This window comes from Halolactibacillus sp. JCM 19043 (assembly GCF_001310395.1).
Taxonomy (GTDB): Bacteria; Bacillota; Bacilli; order Bacillales; family Amphibacillaceae; genus Halolactibacillus; species Halolactibacillus miurensis.
Genome location: NZ_BAXD01000004.1, coordinates 58,069 through 71,413 on the forward strand (window position 1 = coordinate 58,069; position 13,345 = coordinate 71,413).

Annotated in this window: 14 protein-coding genes and 1 pseudogene; 8 read left to right on the forward strand and 7 right to left on the reverse strand. The window is 39.2% G+C overall.

Annotation, left to right across the window (positions count from 1 at the left end):
- Positions 1-107 precede the first annotated feature (107 nt).
- The 7 genes from JCM19043_RS03855 to JCM19043_RS03885 all read left to right on the forward strand — a co-directional run bounded on the left by JCM19043_RS03855 (position 108) and on the right by JCM19043_RS03885 (position 7,541).
- A complete protein-coding gene (locus JCM19043_RS03855; RefSeq protein WP_062320149.1) occupies positions 108-965 on the forward strand; it encodes an LPXTG cell wall anchor domain-containing protein in 858 nt (285 codons plus the stop codon).
- 1,173 nt (positions 966-2,138) lie between these two features.
- Entirely contained in the window at positions 2,139-2,480 is a 342-nt protein-coding gene (locus tag JCM19043_RS03860; RefSeq protein WP_062320150.1) for a hypothetical protein, read from the forward strand.
- A gap of 146 nt (positions 2,481-2,626) precedes the next feature.
- On the forward strand, positions 2,627-3,400 hold the full coding sequence (locus JCM19043_RS03865) for an AAA family ATPase (RefSeq protein ID WP_082394398.1): 774 nt from the start codon (positions 2,627-2,629) through the stop codon (positions 3,398-3,400).
- Between the two features lies 1 nt (position 3,401).
- Positions 3,402-4,487: an McrC family protein gene (locus JCM19043_RS03870; RefSeq protein WP_062320154.1), complete on the forward strand. Its 1,086-nt coding sequence runs from the start codon at positions 3,402-3,404 to the stop codon at positions 4,485-4,487.
- Positions 4,488-4,707: 220 nt separating this feature from the next.
- Positions 4,708-5,835: an NAD(P) transhydrogenase subunit alpha gene (locus JCM19043_RS03875; protein ID WP_062320155.1), complete on the forward strand. Its 1,128-nt coding sequence runs from the start codon at positions 4,708-4,710 to the stop codon at positions 5,833-5,835.
- Between the two features lie 3 nt (positions 5,836-5,838).
- Positions 5,839-6,144, forward strand: coding sequence for an NAD(P) transhydrogenase subunit alpha (locus JCM19043_RS03880; RefSeq protein ID WP_062320158.1), 306 nt, complete (start codon positions 5,839-5,841; stop codon positions 6,142-6,144).
- Positions 6,141-7,541 carry an NAD(P)(+) transhydrogenase (Re/Si-specific) subunit beta gene (locus JCM19043_RS03885; protein ID WP_062320160.1) on the forward strand — a complete coding sequence of 467 codons (1,401 nt, stop codon included), beginning with the start codon at positions 6,141-6,143 and terminating at the stop codon, positions 7,539-7,541. Before JCM19043_RS03880 ends, JCM19043_RS03885 begins: the two co-directional genes overlap by 4 nt.
- Positions 7,542-7,644: 103 nt before the next feature.
- Here JCM19043_RS03885 and JCM19043_RS03890 read toward each other — a convergent pair whose 3' ends face one another.
- From JCM19043_RS03890 to JCM19043_RS03920, 7 genes and pseudogenes are all read right to left on the reverse strand, one after another.
- Entirely contained in the window at positions 7,645-8,466 is an 822-nt protein-coding gene (locus JCM19043_RS03890; RefSeq protein ID WP_177220587.1) for a DUF4097 family beta strand repeat-containing protein, read from the reverse strand.
- A gap of 5 nt (positions 8,467-8,471) precedes the next feature.
- A complete protein-coding gene (locus tag JCM19043_RS03895) occupies positions 8,472-9,038 on the reverse strand; it encodes an HAAS domain-containing protein (protein WP_062320164.1) in 567 nt (188 codons plus the stop codon).
- A gap of 13 nt (positions 9,039-9,051) precedes the next feature.
- Positions 9,052-9,686: pseudogene (locus tag JCM19043_RS03900) on the reverse strand (response regulator).
- Positions 9,661-10,731, reverse strand: a complete 1,071-nt coding sequence (locus tag JCM19043_RS03905) for a sensor histidine kinase (RefSeq protein WP_062320165.1) — start codon at positions 10,729-10,731, stop codon at positions 9,661-9,663. Before JCM19043_RS03905 ends, JCM19043_RS03900 begins: the two are co-directional and overlap by 26 nt.
- Positions 10,728-11,444, reverse strand: coding sequence for a cell wall-active antibiotics response protein LiaF (gene liaF / locus JCM19043_RS03910; RefSeq protein WP_062320168.1), 717 nt, complete (start codon positions 11,442-11,444; stop codon positions 10,728-10,730). The genes JCM19043_RS03905 and liaF overlap by 4 nt, the downstream gene beginning before the upstream one ends.
- A gap of 72 nt (positions 11,445-11,516) precedes the next feature.
- Positions 11,517-12,146 (reverse strand): PspA/IM30 family protein, encoded by a 630-nt coding sequence (locus JCM19043_RS03915; RefSeq protein ID WP_062320170.1) that lies wholly within the window; start codon positions 12,144-12,146, stop codon positions 11,517-11,519.
- Positions 12,147-12,162: 16 nt separating this feature from the next.
- Complete coding sequence (locus tag JCM19043_RS03920) at positions 12,163-12,480, reverse strand: hypothetical protein (RefSeq protein WP_062320172.1); 318 nt, start codon at positions 12,478-12,480, stop codon at positions 12,163-12,165.
- 362 nt (positions 12,481-12,842) lie between these two features.
- Here JCM19043_RS03920 and JCM19043_RS03925 point away from each other — a divergent pair, with 362 nt between their 5' ends.
- Positions 12,843-13,343 carry a PTS glucose transporter subunit IIA gene (locus JCM19043_RS03925; protein WP_062320174.1) on the forward strand — a complete coding sequence of 167 codons (501 nt, stop codon included), beginning with the start codon at positions 12,843-12,845 and terminating at the stop codon, positions 13,341-13,343.
- Positions 13,344-13,345: the final 2 nt, after the last annotated feature.

The window sequence follows — 13,345 nt, forward strand, 5'->3', positions numbered from 1 at the left end:
AAGATGAACTCATTAACAAAATTGATAAGATCATAATTAATGATGATTTAGTTGGACTGGATACCCCTAATCTTTTTTCTGTCTATTTATCAGATGATTTGACTAACTTGGCAGATGAGTTAGCTATTGAAATCACAAATAGCGCCCTTAAAAAAATGACGGGCAATTTAGAAGTTAAAACAGATCAAGCAATTATTCAAATAAATGAGGAAGAATTAATACGATTAAACGAAAGTGTGCTTGATTTATTCTTCCGTATTGTTCCTGTTCGCGATGTTGAATCTAAAAAAGCTATTCAAACTAGAATGGAAGCAGATATCCTGTACCAAGAGTTTATCCAATCATTTTCTCCAGATGCTCAAGCTAAAATCGTTGGAACACCTAAAGAGATTGAAACAAATTACTCAGGTTATCAAACAACCGTGACATTGCCATTGGATGAATTTTATGCGTCACTAACTAACTTAAACAATCTTCGTGTTTATATTGAGCATAGTGATGGAACAATAAACATTCAAGCAGGTCAAATTATTTATGACCAAGGTAATCCTATAGGTTTCCAGTTTACTATCGACAAATTTAGTACATTCACATTGTTCGAAGTTGAAATGCAATCAGAAACTAATCCTGATCCGGAGGATAAACCAGACCAAGATAATGGTAATTCTAATGATTTAGAAGGAGAAATACCTATAGATGAGGATAAAAATGAGGATAATCAATTCAACGATGATGATCAAGAACTGAGCAATACAAATAGTAGTGACGACCAGACAAATACTGATACAACTGATGATGAAGATTATATGAATGACTCTGACACAGATAAGACGATTAATGAATCAGAATTGCCAAATACCGCATCAATAATGTTTACGAATATGTTAATAGGTATGATGCTTATGGTGAGTGGCTTTGTTTTGGCTCTTATTTACAGAAAAAAATATGTAAATCATCAAGAATAGTTCATAACTAAAAAGAAATAAAGTGCATCTATATCCCTGAAATTTGGTTGTAAGTCAGTCATATTTTTAGGGGATTCTTATGCTTGTATAATATTTGGTGTTGGTGAAGGGGTTTTTAGTGTGGCAGAGATTGCTCACTAAAATAACTCACTAGCACCTTTCTTCTGGTTAAATGTAGAAAATAAGTGGGCTTCCCTGTAGAATTGAAGTCGACTAAAACTAATCCTTAGGAGGGGACTCACGTCTCTATATCTCACACTATTAGAATCACCTTTGATATTCAAGATGAAAAGATTATTTTTGAAGAGGATTGTGACCGCGCGGGCACAAAGAATGGCCATACCTGCACATTTATGGAAGGCGCACTAACGTATACCCCGACGCACTGTGATTGCTGTCACGTTGAAAATAAAGACTATACCATTATTAAAAATGGCACGAAGAAGTTGACGATTGTTATCTTGAATATTGCGGACAAAAGAGCCGGTCGGTGGCCAGTGTCGTGTTTTAACATTTTAGTAACTTCTTTTCAATCCGTATCGTTCACGTATAGAGATTTCGCCATCAATAATGATGTTATATGAATTATAGACAATTCGATCAAGTATGGCATCCGCAACGAGCGCTTCGCCTAACTTGTCATACTATCTTTCAGGCTAAGGGCAATTCATCAATAATCAATAAATCAATCCCTTTATACTTTTTGATTAAGCGACGAAAGCTACCATCTGCTTCTGTCACCATCAAAAAAACCAACTGTAATAATGTCGTACCGTTAGGTACGCAAGCTCATTATACAGAAGATTTTGTCATATTAAGAATGAGGCGTGGAAGTAAACCAATTTTTGTATGTAAATTCTCCTCACTCTTTTTTGCCTAATCATGAAGCAAATCTAATCTTATCGCAGATTATTCATACTCGAAAGAATTTTTCGACAGTTAATGGGATTTTAGAATAATAAATGATTTTTATAACCAGGCATTTAGGAGACCAGTAAGAAGTAATAAGAGAATTTTCTATGTGTTTAATACCCTCTTTTATAATGTTAGGGTATTAATGATGCATTAAATGATTGTGCTAGTTTATACTTGGACAAGAAAAGGGTATCTATTGAATATATATAACGTCTTAGACATGACACTGTTTAAATTCGTTAGAGAGGAGTCACGCTGATGGATAAAAAAACTATAAGTGAACAATTGATACCAGATCACTATGCAAATGAGGATGTATTTACTAAAGAGGAGTGGCTTGAATTATTAAAAGATTGGTCAATTGTTAAAGAAAAAGATCTTCTAATGTTAAAACAAATGTATGAGTTCGGCGGGTCTGCAACCGCAACAGAGTTATCTAAAGTTTTAGGACGACATTATACACATTACACCGCTTTAGTTATTGCGCTTGCAAAAAGAATCTATCAAGTTACATCAATAGATCCATTCATTGGAACTGATGGAAAAGTAGCTTATTGGCGTGTGTTTTTCAATGGATATAAAGAAAATAATAATCACTAAAAGTGGGTTCTGAAAGAAGCGCTGAATGAAGCAATCGGTGACTATCTGTTACTAGCGGCTAATAAAAGTGTGCCTCCGTATGCAAAGGAAGATTTTTTAACAGATATCTTTATTGATGAAAGTCAATATGATACTTTAGTAGGCTCTTGCATCATAAAAAGAACCTGATATTGCAAGGCCCTCCTGGTGTGGGCAAAACTTTTATTGCAAAAAGACTTGCCTATAGTTTAATTGGTGAACAAAATCCGAGCCGTGTAGAAATCATCCAATTTCATCAGAACTATGCCTATGAAGATTTCGTGATGGGTTTCAGACCAATGGAAGGTGAAGGATTTACGCTTGAGTTTGGTGTGTTTTATGAATTTTGCATCAAAGCGATGCAAGACCAGGAACATGATTACTATTTTATTATTGATGAAATCAATCGAGGGAATCTCTCGAAGATTTTTGGTGAGTTATTTATGTTGATTGAAGGTGACAAGCGCGGCGATAATGTTACGATGGGCTATTCTAAGGAGACTTTTACGGTACCTAAAAATGTGTATCTAATTGGGACAATGAATACAGCTGATCGTTCACTCGCCCAATTAGAGGTTGCTTTACGGCGGCGCTTTTCTTTTTACACGCTAACACCGAGTTACAATGAGAAATGGAAAAAACACTTAAAAGTTCAAGGCGTGACCGCTCCCTTAATCGAAAAGATTCTATCTATCATAAATCTGATCAATGAAGAGATACAAAATGATTTTCAACTAGGTAGAGGTTATGCTATTGGTCATTCGTTCTTTACAACCAAACCAGAAGGTATGGAAGAAAATCAGTGGTTCCAACAGGTTATGACTTATGAAATTCAACCATTACTTGAAGAGTATTACTTTGACCGTCCCGAAGTTGCTCTTTCATTAATGGCAGGATTTTAATATGTCAGCAACTTATAAAGTTCCTATCAGAAATATTTTTTGTATGCTGAGTTATGTCACTGATTTCCCTGAATTTATCGATCAACTCAGTGAAGTCAATGAGGATTTAATCACGTATGATTTCTTAGCCAGTCGATTTATCTATGAGTGCGAGCAATTAATTAAACGTGGTGTAATAAAAGACTACATCGTACAAATTGAACAAACAAATATCATGACAGGTAAAATGATTATGCATGAATCTTTACCCTACCTTGCTAGAAAACGTCTGATAGTTGTCTGTCAAACCGATGATTATTCTAGCAATGTATCGTTGAATCAAATCGTTGTGGCAACGTTACAATCCGTATACAAAAATCAACAGGTGACAGAAAGAATAAGAAGAAAGAGTTTTATGGTGAGAGAAAAGTTACCCTATGTTGACGTTATTCCATTAACCGACAAACTATTTTCACAGATTCATTGGACAAGAGAAACAGCGCATTATAAGCAGGCGGTTCAGTTAGCGCATTTACTATATGCTATACGGCTACTCTCTCACCAAGAAGGGGATTGGCGTCTATTTTCAGTTGAATTATCTGATAAGGCATTGGAAAAGTTATTTGAAAAGTTCCTGCTTTCTTTTTATCAAAAGGAACAGAGTGAGTATGTTGTGAAAGCAGAGAATTTACAATGGAAACTAAAAGGGAATCAGGCGCTCCTACCAAAGATGAAAACAGATATATCATTTATGAATAAGAGAGATAAAAAATGTATCGTGATGGATGCAAAATTTTACCGAGATATGTTTCAACATAATTTTGAAAAACAGAGTTTCCATAGCCATAACCTTTATCAAATTTTTACTTATCTTATGCATCAACCAGAGAGTGAAAGTTTAAGAGGAATCTTAATTTATCCAGAGTATTTATATGGAAAAATCGATGAAAGTTATAGGTGGGATGAACAAACAACAATCGAGATATATAGTCTTAATCTCAATCAGCCTTTTAGAAAAATAAAAGATAGGTTGCTTCTAATATTAGAAGCAACAAGCTGTTCAAAAAATATGAAGCTTGTAAAAAAATCAAAATATAACACGAAATGAAGCACCTTCTCCAATTTAGGAGCGGTGTATTTTTCTGAAAAGATTACTTTCGTAAAATTTGCTCATTTGTTCACATTTTATTGTCGATAGTACATTGACATCCCTTCATGGCAGTGTTAAATTACATTTAATTGACTGAAAATTCTGCATGTTTTTTACTTAAAGGTATAAAAAGTAGAGGAAGAGTCAACAGAACAATCACTAGAAAGGAACAGAGCCCATGAAAATTGTTGCGTTAAAAGAAAGTCATGAACCACGCGTGGCCTTAGTACCTGATGCGGTAAAGAAATTGTGTCAGCTTGAAGGGATTGAGGTGGCAGTAGAAAGTCAGCTATCACCTATGATCACTGACCAAGCTTACGAAGAAGCAGGTGCTGAAGTCGTAGAAAGTAGACAGGACTTGTTAGCATCTGCTGATATCAACGTATCAGTTAATGCCCCATTAATCGAAGATATTAAACAAATGAAAAAAGGATCGTTATGTATTAGCTTTTTAGATCCGTATAACGACACAGAACGTATTAAAACATTACAAGCGAGTGGCGTGAATGCGATCAGTATGGAGATGTTACCACGAACAACACTCGCACAGAAGATGGATGCGATTAGTTCACAAGCATCCCTTGCGGGATACGTCGCGGTTGTTTTGGGTGCGAATAAGTTAGACCGCATCTTCCCCATGATGATGACCCCGTCTGGTACGATTCCGCCGGCCAAAGTGTTTGTGATTGGCGCAGGTGTTGCTGGTCTTCAAGCCATTGCGACGGCAAAACGTCTGGGCGCGCGTGTTGAGGCATTTGACACAAGACCGGTCGTTGAAGAACAAGTCACGTCACTTGGCGCGAAGTTTGTCAAAGTCGATTTAGGTGAAACCGGTCAAAATAAAGACGGTTATGCTAACGCCTTAACTGATGAACAACTTAAAATTCAACAACAAGCCATGGCTAAAAGCTGTGTGAATGCGGATTTAGTGATTACCACCGCTAAACTCTTCGGTAGAAAAGCACCGGTCATTGTAACGGACGATATTTTAAAAGACATGCGTGACGGCGCGGTTATTATCGACTTAGCTGCCGGTTGTGGGGGAAATGTGGAAGGTACTGTTGTCGATGAAACCGTGAACGTTCACGGCGTTAACATTGTTGGGATTGACAACTTACCAGGTGAAGTCGCGTATGATGCTTCTAGTATGTATGCGAGTAACTTGTATCACTTAATCTCACACTTCTATGACCAAGAAACGCACACCATGTCACTCGATCAGTCAGATGAAATTATGAATGGCTGTCTCGTTGTGAGAGACGCTCAAGTAGTAAACGAACGACTAAAAGAAATTTATGGAGGGTAACTAATGGGTATGATGCTCGTGTTTGTCTTAATATTAGCTTCTTTTTTAGGGTTTGAACTTATTTCTAAAGTACCAGCACAACTACATACACCACTGATGTCAGGTTCTAATGCGATCTCAGGCATCACGATTGTCGGTGCCATTCTTAGTCTTTCTGGTGCCTTTGTTGTTGATAGTGATGCGATGACGATTATCTTAGGGACGTTATCGGTATTTTTTGCGACAATCAATGTGGTCGGTGGTTATATGGTAACGGACCGGATGTTGTCGATGTTTAATACAGGTAAGAAGGAGGACCAAGTCTCATGAATGACACGGTGATTAATGGATTATATATTGTCTCAGCCATTTTCTTCGTCTTCGGATTAAAGATGTTAGGAAAAGCTGACCAAGCAAGAAAAGGAAACCTCATCTCAGCTGTTGGTATGCTCATTGCGATTGTAACAGCACTCGTCAGTCAAAGTGTTTTAGAGTGGCAATGGATTGCGATTGGTATGATTGCCGGTTCGATCGTTGGAGCAATGGCTGCAAGGCTTGTGGCGATGACAGCCATGCCAGAGATGGTCGCCTTATTTAATGGTTTTGGTGGGGCGGCCAGTTTACTTGTTGGTTGGTCAGAATATCATCGTTATACGGTCACCTATACGTATATGGATGCGAATGCCTTGTCTTTACTTATTATTATTCTCACCATTGTGATCGGTGGAGCAACCTTTACCGGGTCACTTGTCGCCTGGGGTAAGTTATCAGAAAAGCTGCCAAGTAAAGCGATTCAATACCCTGGTCAACAGTTTGTTAATGTTCTACTCGTAGCCTTACTCATCGGTTCAGCGGCTTTATTTGGTCCTCTACGTGAATCATTGAGCATAGATAGTTATCTCTTAGTCATTGCGACGATTCTTGTGGCTTGTATTTTAGGGATTACCTTTGTTATTCCTATTGGCGGTGGCGATATGCCGGTTGTTATTTCACTTCTTAACTCGTTTAGTGGAATGGCAGCGTGTGCGGCTGGTTTTGTCATCTCAAATAACGTCTTAATCGTCGCGGGAGCGCTCGTTGGTTCAAGTGGCATCATTCTAACGAATATTATGTGTAAATCGATGAACCGTAAATTAACGAATGTGCTCTTCAGTGGCTTTGGTGCAAGTACAGCGAGTGCTGGTGCTGGCTTCCAAGGTGAAGCGAAGCCGGTGTCTGTTGAAGATGCTTACCTTATGCTTGAAGCGGCAAGTAATGTATTAGTCGTTCCTGGCTATGGTATGGCCGTAGCCCAAGCACAACACGCCATTCAAGAACTAGCGGATCAATTAGAAGCAAACGGAACGGAAGTGAATTTTGCCGTCCACCCGGTTGCTGGTCGGATGCCAGGACATATGAACGTGTTACTCGCAGAAGCAAATGTGCCCTATGAGCAGTTAAAAGAAATGGATGATGTTAATCCAAACATCGAAAATGTTGATATTGCGATTGTCATTGGGGCCAATGACGTGGTCAATCCAGCGGCTCGAACGGATGAAACGTCACCGATTTATGGCATGCCAGTGATTGATGTCGACAAAGCCCGAACGGTCATTGTGATGAAACGTTCCATGAAGCCTGGCTTTGCCGGGATTGATAATCCGCTCTTCTTTAATGACAATACCCGCATGTTGTTTGGCGATGCGAAGAAGTCAACGCAAGGCCTGGTGGCTGAATTCAAAGGATAACTAGTTGATATGCTTTTCATCTAGCGTACATTAGTCGTCTATCGATGTATATGTATATAACAAAGCGCGCTTTCTGTTTAATCAGAAGGCGCGCTTTTTAACATTAATCATATTGAAGTGTGAGGCTACCTAAGTCAACAGATGCTTCTATCCTCGGACCATTTGTGCCGGTACGACGTTGCCACGCTTGGGTTGTGTCAACATCGGCGTTGTCAAAGCCCTTCGTTTGAATATTGCCTAAATCAACCTCAAGTGCGATGGAATAAGCTTCAGGTAGTGCTTTGGTTGTTATATTAATCGCACCGAGCGCAACTTCAGCGATAATGTCTTTTTCAAAGCTTTGTAGCTGAAGGTCGATTTCACCGACATCTGTTTCAGCATGCCATTCACCCGTCCCATCAGCGACAGAGATTTGCCCTATGTTTATTTCAACAAAAGCTGTCTCTGTTTGGGTGTCAGACGCATTGACTGCTCCGACATGGTTTTTAGCGGTAAGTCTATCGACTTGAACGCCGTGTATCTCGATTTCACCAACCGCAAGCTTCATATCAAGTTGGTTATATACCTCATCTGGTAGAGCGATGATTACTTCTGATCTGTTACTACCGAAGAGATTGAAGTGGCTTAAGTTAAACGCCTGATCTTGCTCAAGTAAAATGGTTAACTGTTCTGATTCTAACTGGACAGATAAGTCCGATCTATCTCTTTCACTGACAAAAATATGAATATCATCATCTGAACTCGGTTCAATCACAAGGGAGCCGACACTGGCTTCAATATATATATCAGAGACCCTCTCACTTATCGTCTCACTTTCAATCATCGCTCTGTCATGATCTGAGTCTGTTAAAGGTGCGCCAAAGAAAAATAATCCAATGATCCCTAACACTATGAAAAGTATGCCTAAACGCAGCGTTGTTTTCAACATCCTCACCCCTTTACCCAGTCTGATAAGACTTGACTATATTTTTTAATCAACATGACCGTGCCTTTTGATAAGAGATACCATAAACTTAAGGCAACGAGCGTTGTACCAATGATCACGAGTAACCAAGATAGTTCGGTTAGTAAAAGTGCTGGTGTGCGCCATAATAATGAGAAGGCCCAAATAACAGGACTTAGAAAGCCTGTCGCAATTAGTGCCCAACCACCGATTAGCACGCCCAAAAAGCCAAAAACAGGTCCGACGATAAAGAGAATGTTAACGATAAGAACGACGAGTAACCGACCTAGGTGAGTAGTCTTTGGTTCTGATTGGTACGAATAAAGTGGGTCTTGTTCAGACTCGTTCACGGGTGGACTTTCCGTTATCGTCGTATATTGACTGGCGACTTCATCCGGTGGTCCAAGCTCTAAAATGAGTGTCTGTTCGTCTTTTCCATCAATTGCCCCAATGTTAAATTGGTCGTCAATATCGGCTAAAATCCGTTGTTTTTCCGCTACCGGTAAGGAGCGGAGGTGATAAGTAAGTTCTTTTACATAGCTTCTTTTATCCATTTTATCTCCCCCTCTATGACTTTGTCAGATGATGTTCATGGGCGTAGATAGCAGCCTGGGTCCGGTCGTTGACCATCAGTTTACTCAAAATATTACTGACGTGTACTTTGGTCGTTTTTAAGGCGATAAAAAGCGTATCAGCGATCTCTTGATTCGTCTTACCAGCGGCAATGAGTTGTAACACGTCCATTTCACGCGCCGTCAGAGTCTCATGGAGCGAGACATCTTGTGCCCCTCGCATACGGGCAAGGACCTTACTCGTCACTTCGCTTTCAAAGATAGATTCCCCAGAATACGTCCGACGGATCGCTTCGGCCATATCACTCGCTTTTGTTGTTTTTAGGACGTAGCTCGTCGCCCTGCTTCTAATGCTGGATAAACTTTATCGTCATCAATGAAACTCGTCATCATTAACACTTTTGCTTCTGGCCATGCGTGAATAATTTGACGTGTCGCTTCAATGCCGTCCATCTGATCCATGACAATATCCATAAGTATAATATCGGGTTTTAAATCTATGGCCTTTGTGATGGCCTCTTTACCACTATCAGCTTCACCGATGACATCGATATCAGGCTGAGTAGAAAGATAGGTTCTGACGCCGAGGCGAACCATTTCATGGTCATCGACTAATAATACTGTAATCATTGTTTTTCACCTGCTCCTTAATAATGGGCACGAAACAATCGAGTTTGGTTCCTTCACCGGGAATACTCACGATGCGTAAGGTGCCTCCAATTTCTGCTGCGCGTTCATTCATATTACTTAAGCCGTATGAACTGAACGGTTGGTCTGTCACTTCAAATCCAATCCCATCATCGACAACGGTAAGAATTACCTTTTCTTCTCGTTCGATTAAGGAAATATCAAGGGTGTCAGCTTTCGCGTGACGTAAGGTATTTGATACCGATTCTTGTAAAATCCGAAACAGATGATCTTCAATCCCCTTTGGTAGATCGACAGCTTCAATCTGCCAGGTAATCTTCATGGGAACTTTGGCAACGAGGTCTTTGAGTAAAGCGTCAATACCATCTTTTAAACTGTTGTCTTTTAGTGCCACTGGACGTAAATGAAGCAGTAACGCGCGCATTTCTAGTTGCGCTTGTTGAATCATCTGTTCGACTTGTTCAATTGGTGTTTGAATCTGTGTCTGTTGTGTCTCGGGCATTTCATTAATGGCTGAGACGAGCATCGATGCGGCGAATAATTCTTGACTCACAGAATCATGAAGTTCACGGGCTAAACGGTTTCGTTCAGCAGTAATGCGCTTTTCAATCGCTTCTTCTTGGTCTTCCACGCGTTGACTAATAAGATCTTGTGAACGTTTCGTTTGTTCTTGCAGTTGCTTATGAATTTTTGTTAAAGATTGGATAAGTTGTTTTCTTATCTGTGAGTCTTTACTTGTCTGCTTCACGTTCGGGATTCGTCCTGCTTCCAGGTCCTTTAATGCTTGTGTAAAGCTCTGCCACTCAGAATAATAGCTAAAGGTATGAATGAGGCCTCTGACTGTGCCAAACCCAGCGGTGACAGTAAGTACGAGTACAGGGAATGGCAATGGTCCAAGTGCACGTGTGAAGAAAACGTCCCAATCAGTCACGGGGAAATGGATGAGAAAGAGACCAAGTAGTACCGCCGCAAATAAAAGTGCGCTCGCGATAGATTTCCCTACAGCTTTTAAAGAATAAACAATCATCCGCGTCTCACCTCAATCTCACCAAACAAAAGTGTGGTGTGTAACTTCACCCGTTTTGTAGCGGTGTGATAGTTAGGGGTCATAATATGAAGGTTTTTATTTGTCATCCGCGCATCTTGATAGCCTAATAAGTTAACTTTTCCAGCCAGGATCGAATGATTAAGACTCACTTCTACGTCATAAGGCACGATAATGACTAATTTACCAATCCATTGATGGACCGTTACCACTGGTTCACCTTTAGGTAGAATAGTCGCGGTAAGGTCAATAATCGTTTCACCGATCACGGATTGAATGTTGATATCTTTAAATGGATAGCCTGTAGGTGGTGTCGTTTGTTTACCAAACCACTTATTTACCATTAAGACCGGTTCATGTTTGACATCAGCGTCGTCTTGAAATTGTGGTTGAATATACGTTGGCGCTTGTTTTTGTTGGTAAGTCCGGTAACCCCAGAGCACTAAAAGAAGAAAGAGACCAAATTTAAACAAGGTCGTGTTAAGCAGTGTGATACTGATGATGACAATGCCTACCCAAAACCCCGCCCTTCCTTCTGGTCGGTAATAATGTTGCCAAGCGATATAGGTAATAACAGCACCAATAATAAGCCAGATAAACGTGCTTGTTTGAATAAAAATCAGTTCAAATAAGAAAAATAGAAATAAAAAAAGAATGAGATAACGCACAATGTGGTCGTGATCATGTTTAAACATAATAGTCCCCTTTTCATCTACAATAAGTAGGAAGGTGCGTAAGCACCCTACTACTTATAAGAATAACTGAACTTAATGAGGAATTGAATCCTTTTCTTCTAATTCAGCAAATCGGGCATCTAATGTCTGTTGACGGTGTTGAGTTTTTGTCTTATTTTCTAAGCGTTCGATATAAGCTTCGACATCTTTAAAGGTCACTTGGCTTTTTTCGAGTTGATCCGGATTTAAGACATGGTTCAGACCATGGTGGACGCGTGCTAAGTTCTCACGTCCGCGTAGTTCTAACCGTTTCACATATAAATCTTTTAGTTGATGCTGCATTTTTTCATATTTTAATTCAATGTCAGCGATATGTGTTGTCGCTTGGTCATACATACTTTTCAGTTGTTCGGCACGTGCTTGATATGTTTCTACATCAGCCTGTGCTTCTTCTTGTAAGTCAAGACGGTCATGTGCTTCGGCTAAAGCGACTTGTTGGGTGCGTTTTTCGACCATTTGTTTTGCTTTATGCCATTCTTTCTGATATTCCCGTTGGATGTGGTACTGTTTTTCAATAAGGCTTTTTAGTTTTTTTACTTCATCTTCACATTTACGAATATATTGATTGAGATGTGTCATTGGATGTTTTTCCTCTTTTTGATCAAGCATGTGATGAATATCGGCCGTAATCGTATCCTTTAAGCGGGTAAAGATGTTTGTCATAGTAATCGCTCCTCAGTTAATTTTTTTTTTTACATTTGCCAATCATAAGGGTCAGCTTCAACTTTCGGTTTTTCCAAGCTTTCATTGTGTAATACAATAGAATGACAGCGCCGAGTCCGATGATTGCTGGACTGTTAGATAGTGAGAGTGATAATCCGATTAAAGCTACTATCCCAAAACCGATTCTTTCTAGCGCTGTGTCAGCTAAGAAAAAACCACGAATGCCGTAATAAAGTATCGCGAGTGTTAAGGCAAAACCGATTAATGGACCAAGTGTAGCTAAAATAATGATCCCGGTAATAAAGGTGAAAATAATCAACATAATTGAACGCATCAAGCACGCCCTCCTTTCTATAACTCAAGTTTACTGGAGTCCGCGTCATTCGGTAATGGGCGCTAGTGGTATCTTTTACTAAGACTTGAGGCGTATATAACAAGCGTCTTACGAACAGATGACTGGGTTATTTAGTATTGTGAATGTCAGTTGCAATTAACATAGACCTTGGCTTATCTGTGAAAACGATTCATAAAAAAATGAAAAATATATTTGAAAGGGCTTGCAATTATATTCGTCATCAGTTACAATCAATTTAAATTAAACGTGTGACTATTAAATTAGGCGCGAGTCAGAGTGAAGTTTTACTTTACCTGACTTGCGCCTTTTTTGTTGTCTAAATTATTTTGGGAGTGATTAATATGATAAGGAAATTATTTAAAAGAGATAACAAGACTATTAAAATAAAAAGTCCTGTAACTGGAATGTTAATGCCTATTGAGGAAGTAAAGGATGAGACATTTGCATCGAAGACACTAGGAGAAGGTGTTGCTATTATTCCCGGTCGTGGTTCGATAAGTGCTCCTTTTGATGGTAAAGTTCTAATGATAGCGCAAACAAAACACGCCATTGGATTGGAATCTGAAGATGGTATTCAAGTAATCATTCATATTGGTATTGATACAGTAAAAAGGGGAGGAGAGGGGTTTAGTGTTGAAATTAATAAAGATACTAAGCATGTGAAAAAGGGACAGTTATTAGTATCTTTTGATAATGAGAGAATGATTAAGGAAGGAGTAGATACCACTGTTTTATTAATTATGACAGAAGTAAATGGGCACATATTATCACAACTATTAACGAAGGGAGAAGTGAGTGAGGGTGAAAGTAATGTATCTGAATATATCAAAAAGAAGGTGTAAAA